A 23,530-nucleotide genomic window follows, 5' to 3' on the forward strand; every position below is an offset into this window, starting at 1 on the left:
GCGTAGTCGGGAACACGGATGCCATGCGTTGTGCGTTGAAGCGACGACATGAGGTCGGCGAGCTGTGCTCACCGTATAAAAATCTATATGCATCACCTCAGTATTGGGGCCAGCTCAACAAATGCCAACGTACGCTTCATGTGGCTCGTGGACTTTCGTTGCTGCACCCGAACTGGGTGTTCGCCGGATTGACCGCCGCGGACGCCTATGGTTTCGATCATCCTTGGAAACTGCACGATAACACCGTGCATCGTGTGGATACCTTTGGGTGCGCCACCGCCGATCGAGGAAAAGTGTCTAATCATTCGGGACGGAACATGCTTTCCTCTCGTCGGAGCCGGCGAAACGAGAAGTGCACGAATACCAGTGATTGTTACGTGCCGCAATATGGAATAAGGCGTATGTACATTTCGTCCGCCGTCGCCAAACAGGTGAATGGCATCATGGTGACCGACGAAATCCGCACATTGATTGATTGCGGGCTGAGCCTACCTTTCCTGTACGCATTGCCGATTTTCGATTCCGCCGCACGACAAGGCGTGGATATGCGAATGGTGCGGGAAGCGTGCAAAGGATTGCGTGTGAGCCTCGCACCTATTGAAACGTTGCTTACCTATGTTGATGCCAGAAGCGAGAACGGTGGGGAATCTGTGGTTCGTGCGTCAATCATCAATGACGGATTTGCGTTGCCGGAGCTTCAGATCGAATTCTGTGATCCTGCACATCCCACACGTCGTTATCGTGTTGATTTTCTGTGGCGATTGCATGATGGCCGCATTATCGTACTGGAATACGATGGCATGGCCAAATATGAGGATTTCTCCATGACCAAGGGGCGTAGCGCCAAACAGATTCTCAATGAACGCGACGAGCGGGACTGGGCGTTGCGGGCGGCAGGGGTGACCACCATACTGCACTGTACCTATGAGGATGCCGTTACAACGAATCGCCTATTTCACATGCTGAAGGATGCCGGTGTGCCGCAAATTCGTTCGGCGAGATGATCGTTCTGATGATTTTGAGAAAACAGCTGGCGTATGAATGGCGCAGGCGTACGTTTTTCCAGAGTAATTTGATGCTTTTCAGGAAGAACGTACGCTGAGTGGGAGTCAGCGTACGTTCTTCCAGATGATGAGTGATTTAGTCTGGAAGAACGTACACTGAGACGCGGGCTGGGACGATAGACGATAGGAGTCGGTTTCGGAAAAGAGCGGAACCGACGGTCAAACGGAAACGGCGTCCGGACTCAATCACCGTCCGCCGGCGAAGCCCAGCTGACGCCATGCCTCATAAATGGCGATGGACGCGCAGTTGGTCAGGTTCAACGAGCGCAGGGAGGGGCGCATCGGCAGACGCACCTGCTCGGCCACGTGCGGGCCGGCCATGATGTCCATCGGATCGGGGATGTCGCCCGGCTCGGGACCGAACAGCAGAATATCGGTAGGACGATACTCGATGTCCGTATACAGCTTGGTGGCGTGCGCGGTGAAGGCGATGATGCGCGAATTGGGCATCGACTCCACAAGATTCTCGAAATTCGGGTGCAGCACCACGTGGGCCATGTCATGATAGTCGAGGCCGGCACGGCGAAGCTTGGTGTCGCGCAGATTGAACCCCAGCGGCTCCACCAGATGCAGAATCGTGCCGGTCACCGCGCACAGGCGGATGGCCGAACCGGTGTTGCCGGGAATGCGCGGGGAGTAATAGCACAGGTGCGGTGTGACGGTTTCCGTGGCGGCGGCCTTTTCAGCCGAAAGCATCGCATCGACCACGCTGATCGGATTGCCGTGCGCGTCGGTCACCAGTTCGTCCGGCCCGTAATTGGACTTGCGGTAGCCGTATTCGAACATCTTCTCGACTTTGGATTCCGGGTTTGACGCCGGATTCGATGCGACGTGTGATGCCGGGGCGATATCGGCGTTCGATTGGTGGTCAGCGGTGTGCGGGGTCATGTCCGTCTCGTTCGTCATAGCTGCTAAGGATAAGAACGATGACCGACACCGTGGACGGGCCTGAAAACCGAATATAAGTCGCAAGTCCGGTTAGCAGGGGCGGTCAAGGTGATGCTTGATACTCGAAAAGGCCAGAAAAGACTCGGAATATCGAAATATAGAAAACCCAAGGAGCGAGACGAGCATGTCGGCAAATTCGGCAAATACTGATGCGCAGCAGCTCAAGCGGACCCGTATCAAGCTCGCCGCATGGTGGGAGGCGAACGCGCGCGATCTGCCATGGCGGTTCGGCAGAACCAGCCCTTGGGGAGTACTGGTCTCCGAAGTGATGAGCCAACAGACGCAGATGAGCCGGGTGGTGCCGTACTGGACCGATTGGATGGCACGATGGCCGGACGCGCAGGCGCTCGCAGACGCGCCCAAAGCGGATGTGATCACCGCATGGGGGCGGTTGGGATACCCCCGCCGCGCCCTGCGATTGCAGGAATGCGCTCGCGTGGTGACCGAGCAATACCATGACGAACTGCCGCATACCTATGAGGAATTGATCGGTCTGCCCGGCATCGGCGACTATACGGCATCCGCCGTGCTGAGCTTCGCGTTCGGCAAGCGTATCGCTGTGATCGACACGAATATTCGCCGCGTGCTCAGCCGCGTGTTTCTGGGCGTCGAGTCGCTTGGGGGAGCGGCCAGCCCGGCCGAGCGGGCGCTCGCCAACCGTGTGCTGCCGGAACAGAGCGGGGCGGGCGAATCGGTGACGTGGAATCAGTCGGTGATGGAACTGGGGGCCGTGGTCTGCACGGCGAAATCACCGTTGTGCGAGGCTTGTCCGGTTGCGGACGATTGTATGTTCCTCAAACTCGGCCGTCCCGGTTTGGGCCAGCGTCGCACCCGGCCTCGCCAACGATTCCAAGGCACCGACCGTCAGGTGAGGGGATTGGTGCTTGCGGCGTTGCGCGAGCTGCCTGCCGGTGCGTCACTGCCCAGAAAGGACGCCGGGAAGCTGTGGAATGATCAGGTGCAGCTGGCCTCCTGCATCGCCAGCCTTGACGATGACGGACTGATCGAAATCACCGAAGATGATATGTTGCGTTTGCCGCAAGGCTGATGTTCTGGTGAAAATGACGCCCCTTGCCGTGTGTGCGAGCCGGTGCGACCGTAGACTGGAAACGTTATGGCAGTACAGAGGAACAATTCGGGTGCAAACGGCGTAAGGTCCGGTAGGGGAGCGGACTTCAGTGCCGGACGATCGGCTATGTCCGCTCGCTCTGGCCGCCTCGGTCGCGGGAGTGCAGGTATGCGCACGACTGTGCCCGGCCGCCCGGCCGGACCGAAGAAGCGCAAGCTCAGCAAGAAGAAGCGGGCGATGTACCGTCGCCGTCGCATTGTGGCGGCATTGATTGTGCTGGTGGGACTGGCGCTTATCGGCACATGCGTATACAGCTTGGGCCGCGGCATCGGTGCCATCAATACGTTGATTCATCATGACGATATCTATGCGATTTCGCGCGACGCCGTGCCCACTCCCAAGAAGGTCAGCAGCGTCAAGGATTGTACGGCCAAGGACGTCTCGCTGGAGTTGTCCTCCAAATCGCAGTCCGTGGGTGTGGGCGGATCGCTGGATTTCACGGCGACCATCGTGTATGAGGGGTCAGGCAGCTGCTTGATAGACGGCTCGGACGCCGGGCGCGTGTTGACCATCACCTCCGGCAACGATACGATTTACCGCTCTGACCTGTGTGCGGCCGACTCCCGTATGCTGCTGATGGCCAAGGGAGACAAGGACGCCCGGACGCTGACCTGGAACACCGATGCCAACGGCTCGCTTGCCGAATGCACGGATGAGGACACGTGGGCGCGAGTCAATGCCGGCACCTATGTGGCGCAGCTGAGCCTGAAGGACCATCCGAAGGTCACCAGCGACAAAGTGGTGTTCACCGTAGAATAGGCAGTCTGGGCAGCTGCAATCCACGACTGGAGTTGTCCCTATATATCGCTATGCTGAAGAATTTGCATGAGGTGTGTCATATTGCGGGCATGCCATCGACAATGAAGCGTCCGCATAGGCATATGGTGGCCATGCCGGCGCTCCCAGGGGAATTACTAGTAATCTAAGCGAGCGATAAGGAACGTCCATTGGCTACTGAGTCTACGACGAACACCACCACCATCATCGCACGCGCCGACCAGCATGACATTGACCTGCACAAGGCGTCGGATCGCGTGAACTTCGGTTCCATCAAGGAACCTATCGATGTGCCCTACCTGCTGGGCGTGCAGACCGACAGCTTCGATTGGCTGATCGGCTCCGACCGCTGGAAGAAGCGCGTCGAGGAGGATGAGGCCAACGGCACCAACACCGTGCCTCACACTTCCGGCCTCGATGAGGTTTTCGACGAGATCTCCCCGATCGAGAACTTCGCCCAGACCATGTCCCTGACCTTCTCTGACCCGTACTTCGAGGAGCCGCGCCACACGGTTCAGGAGTGCAAGGAGAAGGACTACACCTACTCCGCACCGCTGTACGTGAACGCCGAGTTCGAGAACGGCGACACCGGCGAAATCAAGTCCCAGACCGTGTTCATGGGCGACTTCCCGCTGCAGACCCCGCACGGCACCTTCATCATCGGCGGCACCGAGCGAGTCATCGTCTCCCAGCTCGTGCGTTCCCCGGGCGTCTACTTCGATCGTCAGCAGGACCGTACCTCCGACAAGGAAGTCTTCGGCGCCAAGATCATCCCGTCCCGCGGCGCATGGCTTGAGTTCGAGATCGACAAGAAGGACCAGCCGCAGGTGCGTGTGGACCGCAAGCGCAAACAGTCCGCCATCGTGTTCCTCATGGCCATCGGCATGACCAAGCCGGAGATCCGCGAGGCCTTCAAGGATTACCCGCTGGTGCTCGACGCTCTGGAGCGCGAGACCCTGGAGACCCAGGACGAGGCCCTCGTGGACCTCTACCGCAAGATTCGTCCGGCGGACACCCCGACCCCTGAGGCCGGCAAGAACCTGCTGGATTCCTTCTACTTCAACACCAAGCGTTACGATCTGGCTCGCGTGGGCCGCTACAAGATCAACCGCAAGCTGGGTCTTGAGGCCGACTTCAACGATCGCTCCCTGCATCAGGAAGACATCATCGCCACCATCAAGTACCTGGTGGCCCTGCATGACGACGCCAAGACCTTCCCGGGCAAGCGCAACGGCGAGGACGTGGACCTGCGCGTGGACGTGGACGATATCGATCACTTCGGCAACCGTCGTATCCGTCAGGTCGGCGAGCTGATCCAGAACCAGCTGCGCACCGGCCTGAGCCGTATGGAGCGCGTGGTGCGCGAGCGTATGACCACGCAGGACGCCGAGGCCATCACCCCGCAGTCCCTGATCAACATCCGCCCGGTGAACGCCACCATCAAGGAGTTCTTCGGCACCTCCCAGCTCTCCCAGTTCATGGATCAGAACAACCCGCTCTCCGGTGTGACGAACAAGCGTCGTCTCTCCGCTCTGGGCCCCGGTGGTCTGTCCCGCGACCGCGCCTCCATGGAGGTGCGCGACGTGCATCCGTCCCACTTCGGCCGTATGTGCCCGATCGAGTCTCCTGAAGGCCCGAACATCGGTCTGATCGGCTCTCTGGCAACCTTCGGCCGCGTGAACCCGTTCGGCTTCATCGAGACCCCGTACCGCAAGGTCGTCAACGGCCATGTGACCGACGAGGTCGAGTACATGACCGCCGACCGCGATCTCGACCACGTCATCGCCCAGGCCAACCAGGAGCTCGACGAGAACGGCAACTTCGTACAGAAGTCCGCCCTTGCCCGAGTGGGCGAGGAAGAGGCAGTCGATGTGCCGGTGAGCTCCGTGGATTACATGGATGTCTCACCTCGTCAGATGGTCTCCCTCGGTGCCTCCCTGATTCCGTTCCTGGAGCACGATGAGGGCCACCGAGCCCTGATGGGTACCAACATGCAGCGTCAGGCCGTGCCGTTGATCGAATCCGAGCGCCCGCTGGTGGGCACCGGCTCCGAATGGCGTGCCGCCAACGACTCCGGCGATGTGATCAAGGCCGACAAGGACGGCGTGGTGACCTACGTCTCCGCCGACCTGATCCGTGTGATGAACGACGATGGCACCACCAGCTCCTACAAGCTGGCCAAGTTCCAGCGCTCCAACCAGACCACCTGCTACAACCAGCGCCCGATCGTCCACGACGGCGAGCGTGTGGAGGCCGGTTCGGTTCTGGCCGACGGCCCGGCCATCCAGAACGGTGATCTGGCACTGGGCAAGAACCTGCTCATCGCCTTCATGCCGTGGAACGGCTACAACTACGAGGATGCTGTGATCATCTCCCAGCGTCTGGTGCAGGACGACACTCTGTCCTCCATCCACATCGAGGAGTACGAGATCGACGCCCGCGAAACCAAGCTGGGTGCCGAAGAGATCACCCGCGACCTGCCGAACGTCGGCGAGGACGCGGTGGCCAACCTCGATGAGCGCGGCGTGATCCGCATCGGCGCCGAGGTCGAGGCCGGCGACATTCTGGTCGGTAAGGTCACCCCGAAGGGCGAGACCGAGCTGACCCCGGAGGAGCGACTGCTGCGCGCCATCTTCGGCGAGAAGTCCCGCGAGGTGCGCGACACCTCCCTGCGCGTGCCTCACGGCGAGACCGGCACCGTCATCGGCGTCAAGGAGATCACCCGCGAGGATGCCGAGGAGGACGGCGACGAGCTGCCCAACGGCGTCAACCAGATGATCCGCGTCTACATCGCCCAGCACCGTAAGATCACCGTGGGCGATAAGCTCTCCGGTCGTCACGGCAACAAGGGCTGCATCTCCCGCATCCTGCCGGAAGAGGACATGCCGTTCCTCGCCGACGGCACCCCGGTCGACATCATGCTCAACCCGTTGGGCGTGCCTTCCCGAATGAACCTGGGCCAGGTGCTCGAACTGCACTTGGGCTGGATCGCTCATTCCGGTTGGGACATCTCCCTCGATCCGAATATGGAAGCCGAGTGGAAGAAGCTCATCCCCTCCGGTGCCGAGAAGGCCGAGCCGAACACCCCGGTGGCAACCCCGGTGTTCGACGGCGTCAAGCCTGAGGTGCTCAAGGGTCTGCTGTCCACCACGCTGCCGAACCGCGACGGCGACCGCCTCGTCGGCCCGGACGGCAAGGCGACCCTGTTCGACGGACGTACCGGCGAGCCGTACACCAAGCCGATCTCCGTGGGCTACATGTACATGCTGAAGCTCCACCACCTCGTGGACGACAAGATTCACGCCCGCTCCACCGGTCCGTACTCCATGATCACCCAGCAGCCGCTCGGCGGTAAGGCCCAGTTCGGTGGCCAGCGCTTCGGTGAGATGGAGGTGTGGGCCCTTGAGGCCTACGGCGCCGCCTACACGCTGCACGAGATGATGACCACCAAGTCCGATGACGTTGACGGCCGCGTGCGCGTCTACGGCGCCATCGTCAAGGGCGACAACCTGCCGCCGGCCGGCATCCCCGAGTCGTTCAAGGTGCTCCTGAAGGAAATGCAGTCCCTGTCCCTGAACGTCGAGGTCCTGAACGCTGAAGGCGTGGCCATCGACATGAAGGACGAGGAAGACGATCCGGTCAGCTCCACTGACGATCTGGGCTTCAACATCGGCGCCCGCCCCGACGCGGCCGCCAAGGAAGACCAGAAGGCCGAAGAGCCCGAGTACCAGTGATCCAACACGGGCCGTGCATGCCAAGGCCGCCCGTCCTGCAGCGTCTGCGAGTTGCGCAACGCGTATGCGGGACTACGACGGGCGGCCTTGAGCACGGCTCCACCGCTAAGCGTGAACGAAACATTTTCTAAAGAAACGGATTAACAAGTGCTGGACGTCAACGCATTTGACAAGATTCGCATCGGCCTCGCCACCGCCGATGACATCCGTGGCTGGAGCCATGGTGAGGTCAAGAAGCCCGAGACCATCAACTACCGTACCCTGAAGCCCGAGAAGGACGGTCTGTTCGGCGAGCAGATCTTCGGTCCGACCCGCGACTGGGAGTGCGCCTGCGGCAAGTACAAGCGCGTGCGCTTCAAGGGCATCGTCTGCGAGCGATGCGGCGTGGAAGTGACCCGCTCCCGCGTGCGTCGTGAGCGTATGGGCCACATCGAGCTGGCCGCCCCGGTCACCCACATCTGGTTCTTCAAGGGTGTGCCGAGCCGCCTCGGCTACCTGCTGAACGTTACCCCGAAGGATCTGGAGCGCGTGATCTACTTCGCCTCCTACATGGTCACCGAGGTGGATGACGAGACCCGTCACAACGATATGCCCGGCCTGCAGGACGAGTTCGATTCGGAGATCAAGCGCCTTGAGCAGCGCCGTGACTCCGATATCGAAGCCCGCGCCAAGAAGGTCGAAGAGGATTTGGCCGCCCTTGAGGAGGCTGGAGAGGCCAAGGGGCCGGCCCGCGCCAAGCTGCGCAACGGTGCCGAGCGCGATATGGCCGCCATCCGCACCCGTTACAACGACCAGATCGCCCGTGTGGACGCCGTCTTCGACAAGTTCAAGAAGCTCAAGCCCGGCGACATGGTGGACGACGTGGACCTGTGGCGCGAGATGCAGGACCGCTACGGTGATTACTTCGACGGCTGCATGGGCGCCGAAGCCATCAAGAAGCGTCTGCAGTCCCTCGATCTGGAGTCCATCTCCAAGGAACTGCGCGAGGAGATCAAGGACGCTTCCGAGCAGCGCAAGACCAAGGCCCTGAAGCGTCTGAAGGTCGTCAACGCCTTCCTGACCACCGGCAACAAGCCGGAGGCCATGGTGCTCGACGTGATCCCGGTCATCCCGCCGGATCTGCGCCCGATGGTCCAGCTCGACGGTGGCCGTTTCGCCACCTCCGATCTGAACGACCTGTACCGTCGTGTGATCAACCGTAACAACCGTCTGAAGCGCCTCATCGAGCTCGGCGCTCCGGAGATCATGCTCAACAACGAGAAGCGCATGCTCCAGGAAGCCGTGGACTCCCTGTTCGACAACGGTCGTCGCGGCCGCCCGGTCACCGGTGCCTCCAACCGTCCGCTCAAGTCCCTGTCCGACATGCTCAAGGGTAAGCAGGGCCGCTTCCGCCAGAACCTGCTCGGTAAGCGAGTCGATTATTCCGGCCGTTCCGTGATCGTGGTCGGTCCTTCCCTGCGCATGCACCAGTGCGGTCTGCCCAAGCCGATGGCTCTGGAGCTGTTCAAGCCGTTCGTCATCAAGCGCCTTGTGGACCTGAACTACGCGCAGAACATGAAGTCCGCCAAGCGTCTGGTGGACCGTGGCGACGCCGAGGTGTGGGGCGTGCTCGAAGAGGTCATCTCCGAGCATCCGGTGCTGCTCAACCGTGCACCTACGCTGCACCGTCTGGGTATTCAGGCCTTCGAGCCGATTCTGGTGGAAGGCAAGGCCATCCACCTGCCGCCGCTGGCCTGCGCCGCCTTCAACGCCGACTTCGATGGCGACCAGATGGCAGTCCACCTGCCGCTGTCCGCCGAAGCTCAGGCTGAGGCCCGTTCGCTGATGATGGCTTCCGACAACATCCTGAAGCCCGCCGACGGCCACACTGTGACCATGCCGAGCCAGGATATGATCCTCGGTCTGTACTACCTGTCCACCGTGCTTGAGGGTGCCAAGGGTCAGGGCCGCGTGTTCTCCTCGCTGGAAGAGGCCGAAATGGCACTCGACCGCCACGAGATCGACATGCAGGCCAAGGTGCTGATTCGTCTGCCGGAAACCTTCGTGCTGCCCAAGAACTGGGAGCCGGGCGAGGTCAAGGTGCTCGATCCCCGCGAAGGCGAGAGCGACGTGGCCAAGGAAGAGCGCATGCACGACGGCAGTGTGCTGTTCGCCACCTCCTACGGCCGCATCCTGTTCAACCAGACGCTGCCCACCGACTACCCGTTCGTCAACGATCAGGTGGCCAAGGGTCGTCTGTCCAAGATCGTGGACGACATCGCCATGCGCTACTCCACCCAGCAGGTGGCCGTCACGCTGGACGCCCTGAAGGATCTCGGCTTCACCCGCGCACCGTGGTCCGGTGTGTCCTTCGCCTTCTCCGACGTGAACGAGCCTCCGGAGCGCGATCAGAAGATCGCCGAGTACGAGGCCAAGGCCGATAAGGTCAACGCCAACTACGAGATGGGTCTGTTGACAGAGGAAGCCCGTCGTCAGGAGCTTATCGACCTGTGGACCGAGTGCACCGCCGAGGTGTCCAAGGAAGTCGAGGAGAAGTTCGACCCGACCTCCAACCTGGCCATCATCGTGCAGTCTGGTGCACGAGGCAACATGATGCAGATCAACCAGATCGCCGGTATGCGAGGCCTCGTGGCCAACCCGAAGGGCGAGATCATTCCTCGTCCTGTGAAGTCCAACTACCGTGACGGCCTGTCCGTGCTGGAGTACTTCATCTCCCAGCACGGCGCACGTAAGGGTCTGGCCGATACCGCACTGCGTACCGCAGAGTCCGGTTACCTGACCCGTCGTCTGGTGGACGTCTCCCAGGACGTGATCGTGCGCGAAGAGGACTGCGGCACCAAGGCCGGTCTGCCGATCCGCGTGGCCGATCGCGACGCCGACGGCAACCTGGTGCTCGTCAAGGCCGCCGACGGTGGCCCGTACTCCCGTCTGCTCGCCGCCGACGTCATCGACCCGGCCGACGGCCAGACCGTGCTGTACAAGCGCGACGACGCTCTGTCCATGGACGTGCTCAACGACCTCGTGGCCCACGGCGTCGAGGAAGTCAAGTGCCGCTCCGTGCTCACCTGCGAATCCAAGCGTGGCGTGTGCGCCAAGTGCTACGGCTGGTCCCTGGCCACCAACAAGCTGGTGGACGTCGGCGAGACCGTTGGTATCGTGGCCGCCCAGTCCATCGGCGAGCCTGGTACCCAGCTGACGCTGCGTTCCTTCCACTCCGGTGGTGTGGCCGCGGCTTCCGATATCACCCAGGGTCTTCCTCGTGTCACCGAGCTTTTCGAGGCGCGTACCCCGAAGGGCGAAGCGCCGATCACCGAGTTCGCCGGCACCATCAAGATCATGGAGAACGATCGCGGCCGTCAGATCATCCTGACCCCGGACGCCGATTCCGGCGCTCCGAAGGAAGAGGGCATCATCAAGCCGATCACCTATCAGGTCTCCAAGCGCGTGCCGCTCAAGGTGGCGGATGGCGACCACATCAAGGTCGGCACCCAGCTGGTCGAAGGTTCCGTAGACCCCAAGAAGATCCTCACCATCCTCGGCAAGCGCGCCGCCCAGGTGAACATCGTGGAAGAAGTGCACACCGTGTACCGCTCCCAGGGCGTGGATATCCACGACAAGCACATCGAGGTCATCGTGCACCAGATGACCCGTCGCGTGACCATCATCGACTCCGGCAGCACCGATCTGCTGCCCGGCGAGCTGGTGGACAACGCCCGCTTCCGCGAGATCAACCGCAACACGGTCAAGAACGGCGGCAAGCCGGCCGTCGGCCGTCCGGCGCTGATGGGCATCACCAAGGCCTCGCTGGCCACCGATTCCTGGCTGTCCGCCGCATCCTTCCAGGAGACCACGCGCGTGCTCACCGAAGCCGCCCTCTCCGAGAAGGTCGATGACCTCAAGGGTCTTAAGGAGAACGTCATCATCGGTAAGCTCATCCCGGCCGGTACGGGCCTCGCCCGCTACCGCAACGCCGTGGTCGAGCCCGACAAGGCCATCCGCGACACCATCTACCCGAACTTCGGCTTGGGCGGCGACGGTGACCTCGGCGACGCGACCTTCTCCGATGCCGACCTGTCCGACCTGAACTTCTCGAACCTTGAGTTCGGTGATCTGAAGCTCGGCGACGACTTCAACCCGGACGACTTCTACTCCGACCAGGGCGACGACCTCGGCCTGGGCGACCAGCAGTAAGTCGTGCCCGGTCGTGATTCGGCAATTCGACGGCCTCGTATGAGGTGACTCAGACGGCCCGGACCTTCATCAAGGGTCCGGGCCGTCTCATATTTCATGCAATCGTAATAAAAACAAGCTTTCCGGGAAGGTATCCGGTAGAGGGGAACGTGTAGGGTGACGGTCTAGGAGTGTAGGTATCTCACCGGTGGTTTGCGGCTCGTTCCTGCACGTCGTGATTGTGTAGAGAAGAAGACAAGTGTTGGAGGGCCACCTATGGTGGGATTGAACACAGTGGTCGGCAAGCGGTACAAGATCCTGACCCAGATCGGCAAGGGCGGCATGTCGGCCGTGTATCTGGCCATGGATTCCTCGTTGAACAAGCAGTGGGCGGTCAAGGAGATCCGTAACGTCTCCGATCCTGTGCAGCGTGATCTGGTCATCAAAAGCCTGACCGTCGAGGCGAACATGATCAAGCGCTTCGACCACCCGGCGATTCCGCGTATCGTCGATCTGATCGAGGAAAAGGGCAGCCTGTTCGTAGTCATGGACTACGTGGAAGGCCAGACTCTGGCAAGCCTGCTCAAGAAGGAAGGCCCGCAGTCCGAAGACGACGTGGTGGATTGGGGCATTCAGCTGTGCGATGTGCTCGACTATCTGCATCGCCGCAAGCACCCGGTGATCTTCCGCGATATGAAGCCCTCGAACGTGATGCTCACGCCGGAAGGTTCCATCAAGCTTATCGATTTCGGCATCGCGCTGGAAACCGGCAAGGGGGCCGACAACAAGCCGCTGGTGGGCGACGACCGTCAGCTGGGTACGCCGGGCTTTGGCGCGCCCGAACAGTTCACCGAAGGCGCCACGGTGGACGCCCGCACCGATATCTATGCGTTGGGTGCCACGCTGTTCTACCTGCTGACCGGCTCCCACCCGCGTAAGAACGGCATCGTACCGATTCGCCAGATCAACCCGTCGCTGTCTCAGGGTCTTGAGGCCGTCATCGAGAAGGCCACCCGCGAGAATCCGGACGAACGTTTCCAGACCTGCGCTGATTTCGCATACGCGCTCAAGCACTATCGTGAGGAAGACGAAGCTTGGCGCAGCGCGCTGAAGGCCAAGTGGCATGGCTTCCTGGGCACGTCGATCGCCGCCGTGGTCTGCCTCGCACTGGCCGGCGGCTGCATGCTGCTTGCCAACCACGCACAGAACAGCGATTACGACTACTGGATGGCCCAGGGCGCGCAGAACACCGATGATACAGCCGCCGAAGCGGCGTTCGTGCGTGCCGCCGAAGTCAAGACCACCGCCACCCAGCCGTATGAGGAACTGATCAAGCGTTACACCGCTGACGGTGACTTCACCGATGCTGAAGAACAGATCTACAACGAGCTCATCAGCCAGCATGCGACCGATCTGCGCAAGGATGCGGACAGCTGGGCTTCGCTGAGCTACGACACCGGCCGTATGTACTGGTACTACTATTCCGGCTCCAAGATGGCCAGCCAGACGGCATCGGCCACCAACACGGACCCGCAGCGTTATGCGCGTATCCGTGCCGCTTCGCAGTGGATGCACAACGCCGCCGAGGATACCAACTTCAAGAACGCGAAGATCGCCAAGATCTACGCCGATATCGCCGACTTCAACACCGAGATCGTGCCGCTGATCAACGAGGGCTCCGATTCGGGCAAGTACCTGCCGTACTTCACCAAGCTCAACGATCTGGTGACCGCGGCCGGTCAGGAGAATAACGATGTGATTCGCCTCGAAGCCGCCAACCTGACTCTGGATGCACTGCGCGTCTATCCGCGCAAGTTCCGCGCCGATGGTGTCAAGCAGCAGGCCATGAGCGATCTGGCGGATGCCGCCGCGACGCTCGCCGATCAGGCTCAGACCACCACCGACGAGCTGGACGCCAGCAAGAAAACCGCGCAGGAAGCCGTACAACCCACCAAGGACGCCATCGCCAACGCCTTCGTCGATATCAAGGGGGATGCCAAGTGAACGCTGATACCTATAGGACTCTGGCAGTCGTATTCCTGGCTTTGGCCATAATTCTTGCGGTTGTGGCCGTCGTGCTCTTCCGCAAGTTCAACATTCCTGCAGTGCGCGATGCACTCACCGGCAAGCGTGCCGAGCGTGAGATCGCCGAACTGCGTGGCGTGCGCGCCGGCTCTTGGGTGAACGCCGAGGAGATGGGCGAAGGCAAGCGACGCAAGCAGCGTAAGAAGGGCGTTTCCGCGTCCGATTCCACCACCGGCACCGGTACTGGTACGCACGACACCAGCGATATCGAGTTCCGTCCGGTCACCGGTACGGGTTCGGGCACCGGTTCCGGCTCGCTGGGCTCCGCCTCCACCAAGGGTGGCGTGACTCGACCAGCTGCCGACAAGCCTTCTGCCGTCCCGGATGCCGCCCGCTCTGCCGGGTCGGCCGCAAAGACCGACTCCGCGCCGGTCGAGGAAGAAGACGAAAGCACGCGCTTGGGTACCAAGGCAGCCGTTGAATCTGTGGTTGAGATTCCGGTGTCGATGGCCTCCGCCGCCGAACTGGCGGATGAGGGCGAGACCGCCCTCATGCAATTCCGCAAGACTACTGACGAACCGTCCGATGACGATGAATCCCGCACCATTCTGGTTCGTGGAGGGAAGAAACACTGATGAATTCGTTGCATACCAAAAAGAACTGGCTGAAGCCCGTTATCGGCGTGGCCGTGTCCGTGGCCGCGCTGGCCATGGGTGCCTCTGCCGTAGTGGCCAACGCCGCTCCGGAAGACAATCCCGATGTTCAGGCTTCTGCCCCTGCCGCCAATACGGTAACGTCGACGCGTACGTTCAAGGTCGTCAAGCAGAACGATGCGAACGGTGCCGGTGACGCTGCCGACAACACCAGCGGCGACGCCAACAATGGCAATACCGATGGCGATAACGGTACGGCCGATGGAACCGGTGACGCCGGCAACAATCCGGATGCCTCCACCACGACCCCGTCGATGAACATCGCGGTATATGCCGCCGGTGACGACGGTGTGGTGGCCGACGGCACCAAGCCGCTGACCTCTGGCGCCACCAACGCATCCACCGTACGTTTGGGCATCACGCTGTCCAATGATGCCGGATTCCCGACCGACGATTCCTTCGATAAGGACGGCAAGTACACCGGTGCCCAGAAGGACCAGTCCGCGCTGGCCATCGATGTCGAGCCGTTGGGCGGCCGATTCAATATCTCTTATGGCGACTTCACCAAGGTGACCGATGCCGATGGCAAGGTCACCGGTTATGAAGTCAAGCCGAACGACGGTCCGTCGCTTGCCCTCAACGGCGACAGCGGCACGAAGTTCACCATTACCGTGGACACGCCGGTCTACGATGCCACGAAGGAAACCCCGCTCGACCTGAGCAAGTTCGTGGATGCTGAAGGCAACAGCACCATCGTTGTTCCTGAGCTCACTCATGACACCACCAAGCCGGATGCCGTCTCTGGTGCCAAGTTCAACGATGACGCCACGTGGTTGAAGAGCAAGGATGGCTCCAAGTGGCTGACGACCGCTGCGCCGACCGTAACGTTCACCGCTCCGGCAGACGCCGCAAAGCTCACGCTGACCGACAAGAGCGGCGACAAGCCCAAGTCCCAGGATCTGACTGCGGGCGATGCCGGCTACACGTGGACGTTGCCTGAAGGCAGCGCCGATCTGACCAAGTTCTCGGTGACCGCCACTGACACTGCGGGCAATGTGTCCGATTCCGCCGTTTTGACCGACCTGCTGAAGGCCGCCGATGCCAACGCCACAGTCCAGACCTCGGTAGTCGACACCAAGGCCGGCAACCTCACCCTGAAGGTGAACGGCAAGCCGGCAGATGGCAAGGACGTGAACGGCGTCAAGTACTACCAGTCCGTCACCGGCTTCTCCGTAACCAGTGAAAGCGACTACTTCGATACCGAACTTGCCCTGCTCAAGGACAACAACATCAAGCTGCTGACCACCGGTGCAGGCGATAAGGCCGTTGCCGCATGCGACGTGTACACCGCCAAGGACAAGGTCGTGGACTGTGGCACAGCAGGCCTTGACCTCAAGGACGGCAACTTCACCGTCGCGCTGAACGACAAGCTGCCGGGACTGACCGCCGACACCGCGCAAAGCAAGACGTTCTCCATCGACGGCACCGCACCGACCGTCAGCTCCGTGACCTATGGAGCCGACAAGAACAACGATCTGGCCGGCGCAAACGGCGAGGTCATCGCTTTCGGCGATGCCAAGCGTACCCTGACCTTCACGCTGACCGATTCCGGCGCCGGCATCACCGCTGATGATGCTTCCGCCATCACGCTTAAGGGCACTGGCGCGCTCACCGATCTCGGTGCAAGCAAGGCTCGTGACCTGAAGGCCGATGATTACGACGTCGCCGTGGCACAGGTCGCCGATGCCGACGGCAACCCCGTGGCCGGCAAGTACACGGTGACCGTGACGCTTAAGGCCGCCGCATCGTACGACTTCAGCAAGATCTCCATCGCCGTCAAGGATCAGATGGGCAACGATACCGGCGACACCGCGCTGAACAAGATCGCCGGTGCCGCACTACCGACGCCGCTTACGATCGCCGGCGCGCTGAACGTCACCACCAAGCTTGCAGTGGCCAAGAACGCCGACGGCAAGGATGCAGTGGATGGTGCGGATGGCCTGAAGTGGTACAACAAGCCCGCCACGGTGAAGGCGACCGTCGCCGGCAACCCGCTGGCGGCCAAGATCGTTGAGGCGCTGAAGAACAGCAAGGATGTAGCCGTCACCAGTACGCTGAACGGCAAGGCTCAGGATGCCGTCACCTTGGGCGACCTTACGGTGACCGCCGGCAAGAACGGTGAGGCGACCGTGACGTGGAGCGTGCGTCAGCCTGATGCCGATGGCGAGTACACGTTCGGCATCGCCAACACGGGCGATGCCGCGAGCGTGAACGTTCAGCGTCTGTTCGGTACCGCGGATATCGCGGGAACCAGCTTTGGCGTGGATACCACGGATCCGACTGTCGACAGCGTGACTTATGCCGCTGACGCCAATGATTTCAAGGCCTCCGACAAGGAGACCATCGCCTTTGGCGCGGATGCCGATTCCACTGCAAGCCGTACGCTGACCTTTGCGCTGTCCGATGCCGGTTCCGGCATTACCGACGGTGATGCCTCTGCGATCAAGCTGAACGGCAAGATCACCGACCTTGGCGCAACCGAGGCCCGTGACCTGAAGGCAGCTGATTACAGCATCGACGCCGTGACTGCGGCAACCGATGAGAACGGCGCAGACGTGGCCGGCAAGTACAACGTGACCGTGACCCTCAAGGCCACTGGTTCCTACGACTTCAGCAGCATCACTATCCAGGTAAACGATAAGGTGAACAATTCCACGCTCACCAATATCGATGCCATCGCCACGAAGAACGACCTGCCGTCCGTATTGACCATCGCCGGCAAGCTTTCCGCTATCGACACCAAGCTCGAAGTGGTCAAGGACGCCGACGGCAAGGATGCAGCGGATGGTGCCGACGGCCTGAAGTGGTACAACAAGCCGGTCACCGTGAAGGCGACCATTACCGGCAATCCGCTGGCTACCAAGATTGCCTCGGCTCTGAGCAAGAGCACCGATGCAGCGGTGACTCGTACGTTCAACGGCAATGCCACTGACATCGCCTTGGGCAACCTCGCCGTGACCGCCGACAAGGACGGCAATGCAACCGTGACGTGGGCCCAGCTGAGCGACGATGGCGAATACGCCTTCAAGCTTGCCGACAACCCGAGCGTGGATGTGCAGCGCCTGTTCGGCACCAATGGCGTCGAGGGTGTGAACTTCGGTGTGGACACCACGCCGGCCAAGGTAACCGCCGTGACCTACACGCCGGAAGGCACCACCGAGGAACTGAACGGTACCACCATCTACATCAACGGCACCGCGAAGCTGATCATTGCTGCTTCCGATGCCGATGCCAATGGCAAGGGCTCTGGTATCGCCAAGGTCACGCTGGACAACGTCCAGTTCTCCAAGGTCGATGCCGACGGCAACGAATCCGCGCCGGTCGCCAAGAGCTTCACCGCCACCGATAATGGCGATGGCACCTACACCGTGGAACTGACTGCTGCGGGCACGTACTCCTTCTCCGGTGCCACCGCTGTGGCTCAGGACAAGGTCTCCAACGTTGCCGAGGCATTCGATGTTGCCGGACAGGACAGCTTCAAGTACACCAAGTTCATGGTCTCCAACAACAATGTTGCCGAGGATCTGTATCCGTCCATCACAGTGAAGCCGGATGCGACCGATATCGATGGCGTTGCCACGAGAAACACGCTTGATGGCATCGCGCTGACTTCCAAGTCCACGTGGTTCAAGTCCGTAATCGACAGTCTGCCGAACGATCCTGATGCCGGCGAGCCGGTTGTGGCTTCCGGTACTTCCGAGACGGGGGCGAAGTACAAGCTGTACGCCGGTCCCGTGTCCGGCCCGGACAAGAATGGCGTGTTCACGCTGAGCGTGGATACGAAGGACTTCGACGCGTTGCCGGATGCCCAGAAGAACGGCAACCACACCATTACCCTGGTGGATAAGCTGCAGGATGCCGACGCGCCCACTTCCGTGAAGTTCCGCTTCGACAACACCGCCGCAACCGTGACCGGCATCGCATATGACGCCAACAACGGTGTGGACCAGACCATCGAAGATGGCGACATCATCACCGCGGACGGCAACACCACCCGCTACATCCATATCAAGGCCGCTGATCTGCTGCCCGGACATGGCGCCGATCAGGCCGCCGCGGATGCCGATCAGGTGTCTGGTCTGGCCAATGATAAGGAAGTTGTCGTCAAGGAGGATGGTGCCACCACCACTCTTCCGTACGATGCCGCCACTGACAGCTACACGCTGACGCTCAACAAGGCGGATCATCGCTATGACATGAGCACGATGTACCTGACCGTTACCGATCGCATCGGCAACGTGACCGTGTCCAAGTCCCTGAAAGCACTTGCCGACGACTTGGCCGACAGCACCCTCAAGGGCATCGACTCCATCACCATCAGCAACGCCGACGCCGACAAGGCCATCAAGACCACCATTCTGGTCAACGGCAAGCAGGATGTGAACGGCAAGTACCTGCACTTGAAGGATGGCGACGCCATCCCGACCATCCAGCTCAAGGTGGAGGGCAACACCTCCTTCGCAAGCCGCTGGAAGGCCGTCAAGAAGCACTACAAGAACGCCGCGGTAATTACGAGCAAGCTCGCGACCACCGGTGAGGGTGAGGCATACGGCACCTGCATGCTGGACACCTCCACCGAACCGGTCAAGTCCGGCGACGCCTACCTCATCACCTGCAAGCCCGCGGATAGTAAGAAGGCGCTGCTTTCCGGCGCGGACAACGGTATGTACACCTTGACCTTCGCCCTGTCCGGAACCTACAACTCCTCCAACAAGGAAGTCGCCGCTCTGCAGACGCTGTTCGGTGCTCTGGAAGATGGCGGCAAGGTCGGTTACACCGCGCAGTCCGTCCAGATCGGCGTGGATCACGAGGCTCCGTCCTTCACCGGCCTTACCTACAACGGCAAGGACACCGATCTCGCGGATAACGCCAAGACCCCGGCCAAGCTGCTCGCCAACGGTCAGCGCACGATCACCTTCAGCGTGCATGATCTGCTGGCCAACAAGAATGCGACCAGCGACGCCAAGAGCGATGCGAACAACACCTCCGGTCTGGACGAAAACTCCGTCAAGGCAACCGCCAAGATCACCGGTTTCGACGGCAAGGTAGGTAAGGAACAGCAGCTGGCGGTCGCCAAGAACGCCGACGGCACCTTCACCATGACCCTCGCCGACAACGGCATCTACGAGCTGAAGAACATCAGCATCACCGCCTCCGACCGTGCTTGGAAGATCGCCAAGGACGGCACGGTAAGCGCCGATGTGAACACCGTGGACAAGGCCACCAGCACCCTTGCCGAGTTGAAGAAGGCGCTGAAGGCCAACGGTGTGCCGGATTCCATCGCCGTGTCCACCGCGGCTGGCACCACCCAGACGCTGATCAACGGTGCGAAGGTCGCTGCGACCTACAACAAGTCCATCGACTCGTTGAGCCTGAAGATTACGGACGATCCGGCATTCGGCTTCCGTTCCGATATCCTCACCTCCGATGCCTATAAGAACACCGACGTGTTCACCGGCAGCACCGTGACCTACGCCGCCAAGCCCAATGGCGTGGAACTCAACGGTCTGACCTTCGGCAACGGCGAGTTCGACAAGTCCGCCGGTACCATCACTTGGAGCGGTGACACGCTTGCCAAGTTCATTAAGCCGCTTGACAGGCAGAACGGTCAGGTCAACGGCGACTACGTGCTCGGCACGCAGCTGTCCGCTGATTCCGTCACGTTGCTCGCAAGCCCGGCCAAGGCCAGCTTCGTGCTCGATACCGTCAACCCGCAGATCACCAAGATCAGCGCGGCCAAGGGTACCAAGGGCACCGATCTGGTCGAGAACTACGAGGTGAACGGCACCAAGTACAACGTGTACGCCAAGGCCGGCCAGCAGCAGTTCGTGGTCTCCGTCAAGGATCTGCTGCCCGCCGAACAGCGCGCCAAGGGTGACCGCGAGAGCGACGCCAAGAACGAACTGGGCACCTCCGGCATCACGGACAACACCGTGACCTACACCATCCCGGCACCGACCGATCTGGCCGGCAAGACCATCGGCACCGAAGTCAGGAACAAGACTGCCGTGGTCGACGCCACCAAGGGCACCTTCACCATCACTCTGGCGCAGGAAGGTTTCTACGATCTCGCGAAGATCACCGTAACCGCCAAGGACAAGGCCGGCAACGAGATGAAGGCCGACTCCGTACTGGATGGCAACGGCGAGGAAGAGGTCGTCAAGGACGGCATCAACTACAACGCCATCGTGGCTGACGTGAACGATGACAACTCGGTCCGTCTCAAGGTCTCCAAGGCCTCTGACTACGCCGACTCCACCGTTGCCGGCTACTACTTCCGCGGCAAGACCGTGGTGGATTACGAAGTCACCGATAAGTGGTTCCCGCTCTACCAGCAACTGAACCAGTTGCACGGCAACCTGCTCGCCGGCAGCACCGGCGACACCGCTCCGCAGGACGCGAACGCGGGCGTCACCGGCATCAAGGGCCTGAAGGTCACCGACGCCGGCTGGAGCCAGGTGGGCGAGACCTACACGTGGAAGATTTCCGGTCAGCAGGTCGTGAACACCAACCAAAACGACGAAGTCGAAGGCCACTACGGACTGAACTTCGCCTACTCCGGCCTCAACGCCAAGAAGCAGGTGACCAAGCAGTTCGTTATGGACTGGACCGCCCCGAAGCTCGGCAACCTCACCTCCTCGGTGACCTCGCCGGCCAAGTGGAAGTGGATCTTTGCCAACAATGCCGTGACCGTAACCCTTAACGGCGTCACTGATCCGATCTCCGGCATCTGCTCGGCTCGCGCCGCCAGCACCGACGGCAACGATTGCTCCGCCCGCAACAAGGAGAGCGTGGCGTTCAGCGCACTCGGCTTCGACAACCGTCTTGCCGATGCCGCCGCCCATCCGGCTCCGCAGGTGACCTACAACGGTTCCGCCGCCTCCGGCTCGATCAGCTTCAGCTTCAGCGGAGACAGCCAGCGTCTGACGCTGGGCAACACTTCGATCAAGCTGACCGATGCCGCCGGCAACCCGGTGGATACGGGTGCGCTGAACCAGTACGCCGGCGTGAACGGTACTGAAGCCGCGAACAACATCAAGAACGTTGACGGCATCGCCATCGACACCGTGGCACCCACGGTCTCTCTGGCATACGACAACAATGATGTGCGCAACGGCAAGTACTACAAGGCCCACCGCACCGGTACCGTCACTCTGGTCGACTCGAACTTTGACTTCTCCGTCAAGAACGAGCCCGGCCGTGTGATCGTCACCACCACCGTGGACGGAGCCAAGACCACCGTGCCGGTCTCCGCTTTCACGAACTTGAACGGCGATCGCAAGACCTATGTCGCCAGCTTCGGTGCCAACAGTGATGGCGACTGGGTGGTGGATATCGCCTACACCGATCCGGGCGAGCATGCCTCGAACACCATTCACGACGAGTTCACGGTCGATACCATCGCGCCGAAGCTCGCGCTCACCTTCGACAACAACAGCGCGAAGAACGGCATGTACTATGACGCCGACCGTACCGCCACCGTCAAGGAAGTCGAGCGTAACTTCTCCGATGGCGAATCGGTGATCACCGTTACCGCGAAGGACGACAAGGGTGCGGATGCCGCTGCCCCCGGACCTTCCGGCTGGAGCCGTACCGGTGGCGAGCGTGAATCTACCGAGTGGACCAACACGGTGGCATTCACCGGCGAGGCGCACTTCACCATCAAGGCCACGGCCACCGATTTGGCCGGTAACGTGGCTGAAGAGGTGAGCGAGCCCGAATTCGTGATCGACAAGACCAAGCCGCAGATCAAGATCGACCGTGTGGAAGACAAGACCGCCTATGCCGGCACCGTCGCACCGCTGATCGACTTTGACGATACGAACATCGACATGAACAACGTGACCTACACGTTGGTCGGTGCTCATCGCGGCGATCTGAAGGGCGAGAATCTGCCTCGCAGCATCACCACGAATTCCGACAACACGCGCACCGTGGACTTCACGGACTTCGACCGCAAGGTGGATGTGGACGATGTCTACACCATCAAGGCCACGGCCACCGATATGGCAGGCAACAAGTTCGAAGCCCAGAAGACCTTCTCGGTGAACCGTTTCGGCTCCACCTACATGTTCGATTCCGACACCACCAACCTGCGTGGCGCGTATCTGAAGAAGGCATCGAATGTGGTGATCACCGAGATCAACGTCTCCGGACTTGACCCGACCACCCGTCAGGTCGTGGTAGCCAAGGACGACAAGGCGACCACGCTCAAGGCCGGTGATTTCACCGCGAAGAGCTCCGACGATCGTGGCTGGAGCCGCACGATCTACACCGTGCCGGCATCCTACTTCTCTTCCGACGGCTACTACCGTGTGCAGGTGCAGTCCGTGGATGAGGCGGGCAACCTCTCTCAGAACACGATGGACAAGAAGGACGAAGAACGCAAGGGCAACGCCGAAGTGAACTTCGCTCTCGACTCCACCGCGCCGACCGCCTCGCTGCTGGGCGTCCGCTCCGGCTCGGTCTACTACGACCAGCAGGGCCACAATGTCTCGATTGATTCCAAGGACAACCTTGCCCTTGATTCCACCGAGGTGTACGTGGATGGCCAGCTCAAGGGCAGCTGGAAGGGTGCCGAACTGCTCAAGTCCACGCCGAGCATGACGCTGGACGCCGATGCCAAGGCCCATGAGATCGTGATTCACACGATTGATAAGGCCGGTAACGAGGCGACCGCCACCTACGACAATGTCTACGTGGCGTCCAACTGGTGGCAGTACGCCATGCACACCGGATGGATCCGCAACACGATGGTCTTCGGTGCCCTGCTGGCACTGGCCGCCATCGCCGGCGCGATTATCTGGGCGAGCCAGCGCAGGAAGAACGCACGCTGAAATGCTGCGGCTTCCGTGACTGCAACAGATAGTCTGACGGACAGGAAGTGACAACGTATGACGGGCTGGAACGACACTTTGTCGGGCCAGCCCGTCTGCGTATATACGGGGTTTATACGGGTTTGCGGGTTTG

The 23,530-nt window shown here is 61.2% G+C and carries 9 protein-coding genes; 8 read left to right on the plus strand and 1 reads right to left on the minus strand.

From position 1 onward, the window contains the following. The first annotated feature begins 401 nt into the window (after window positions 1-401). Window positions 402-1,004: a hypothetical protein gene (locus G1C97_RS08895; RefSeq protein WP_169241468.1), complete on the plus strand. Its 603-nt coding sequence runs from the start codon at window positions 402-404 to the stop codon at window positions 1,002-1,004. A gap of 246 nt (window positions 1,005-1,250) precedes the next feature. On the opposite strand, the gene G1C97_RS08900 is transcribed toward G1C97_RS08895, so the two are convergent. After that, on the minus strand, window positions 1,251-1,850 hold the full coding sequence (locus G1C97_RS08900) for a tRNA (cytidine(34)-2'-O)-methyltransferase (RefSeq protein WP_205832591.1): 600 nt from the start codon (window positions 1,848-1,850) through the stop codon (window positions 1,251-1,253). A gap of 286 nt (window positions 1,851-2,136) precedes the next feature. Here G1C97_RS08900 and G1C97_RS08905 point away from each other — a divergent pair, with 286 nt between their 5' ends. From G1C97_RS08905 to G1C97_RS08935, 7 genes are all read left to right on the plus strand, one after another. After that, window positions 2,137-3,060 carry an HhH-GPD family protein gene (locus G1C97_RS08905; protein ID WP_169241469.1) on the plus strand — a complete coding sequence of 308 codons (924 nt, stop codon included), beginning with the start codon at window positions 2,137-2,139 and terminating at the stop codon, window positions 3,058-3,060. A 66-nt stretch (window positions 3,061-3,126) separates the two neighbouring features. Continuing rightward, a complete protein-coding gene (locus tag G1C97_RS08910; protein WP_169241470.1) occupies window positions 3,127-3,900 on the plus strand; it encodes a hypothetical protein in 774 nt (257 codons plus the stop codon). 188 nt (window positions 3,901-4,088) lie between these two features. Beyond that, window positions 4,089-7,652, plus strand: a complete 3,564-nt coding sequence (gene rpoB, locus G1C97_RS08915; RefSeq protein ID WP_100496801.1) for a DNA-directed RNA polymerase subunit beta — start codon at window positions 4,089-4,091, stop codon at window positions 7,650-7,652. A 147-nt stretch (window positions 7,653-7,799) separates the two neighbouring features. Then, window positions 7,800-11,843: a DNA-directed RNA polymerase subunit beta' gene (locus G1C97_RS08920; protein ID WP_169241471.1), complete on the plus strand. Its 4,044-nt coding sequence runs from the start codon at window positions 7,800-7,802 to the stop codon at window positions 11,841-11,843. Between the two features lie 255 nt (window positions 11,844-12,098). Then, entirely contained in the window at window positions 12,099-13,826 is a 1,728-nt protein-coding gene (locus G1C97_RS08925) for a serine/threonine protein kinase (protein WP_100496803.1), read from the plus strand. After that, a complete protein-coding gene (locus G1C97_RS08930; RefSeq protein WP_100496804.1) occupies window positions 13,823-14,482 on the plus strand; it encodes a hypothetical protein in 660 nt (219 codons plus the stop codon). The genes G1C97_RS08925 and G1C97_RS08930 overlap by 4 nt, the downstream gene beginning before the upstream one ends. Continuing rightward, window positions 14,482-23,397, plus strand: a complete 8,916-nt coding sequence (locus G1C97_RS08935; protein ID WP_169241472.1) for a beta strand repeat-containing protein — start codon at window positions 14,482-14,484, stop codon at window positions 23,395-23,397. Before G1C97_RS08930 ends, G1C97_RS08935 begins: the two co-directional genes overlap by 1 nt. Window positions 23,398-23,530: the final 133 nt, after the last annotated feature.

Origin of the sequence: Bifidobacterium olomucense, assembly GCF_012932375.1 — a bacterium.
In the GTDB taxonomy this organism is placed as follows: domain Bacteria; phylum Actinomycetota; class Actinomycetes; order Actinomycetales; family Bifidobacteriaceae; genus Bifidobacterium; species Bifidobacterium olomucense.

Coding starts and splice junctions, on each gene's coding strand:
- G1C97_RS08895 (WP_169241468.1), top strand. CDS start 402: ATGTACATTTCGTCCGCCGTCGCCAAACAGGTGAATGGCATCATGGTG.
- G1C97_RS08900 (WP_205832591.1), bottom strand. CDS start 1,850: ATGTTCGAATACGGCTACCGCAAGTCCAATTACGGGCCGGACGAACTG.
- G1C97_RS08905 (WP_169241469.1), top strand. CDS start 2,137: ATGTCGGCAAATTCGGCAAATACTGATGCGCAGCAGCTCAAGCGGACC.
- G1C97_RS08910 (WP_169241470.1), top strand. CDS start 3,127: ATGGCAGTACAGAGGAACAATTCGGGTGCAAACGGCGTAAGGTCCGGT.
- G1C97_RS08925 (WP_100496803.1), top strand. CDS start 12,099: ATGGTGGGATTGAACACAGTGGTCGGCAAGCGGTACAAGATCCTGACC.
- G1C97_RS08935 (WP_169241472.1), top strand. CDS start 14,482: ATGAATTCGTTGCATACCAAAAAGAACTGGCTGAAGCCCGTTATCGGC.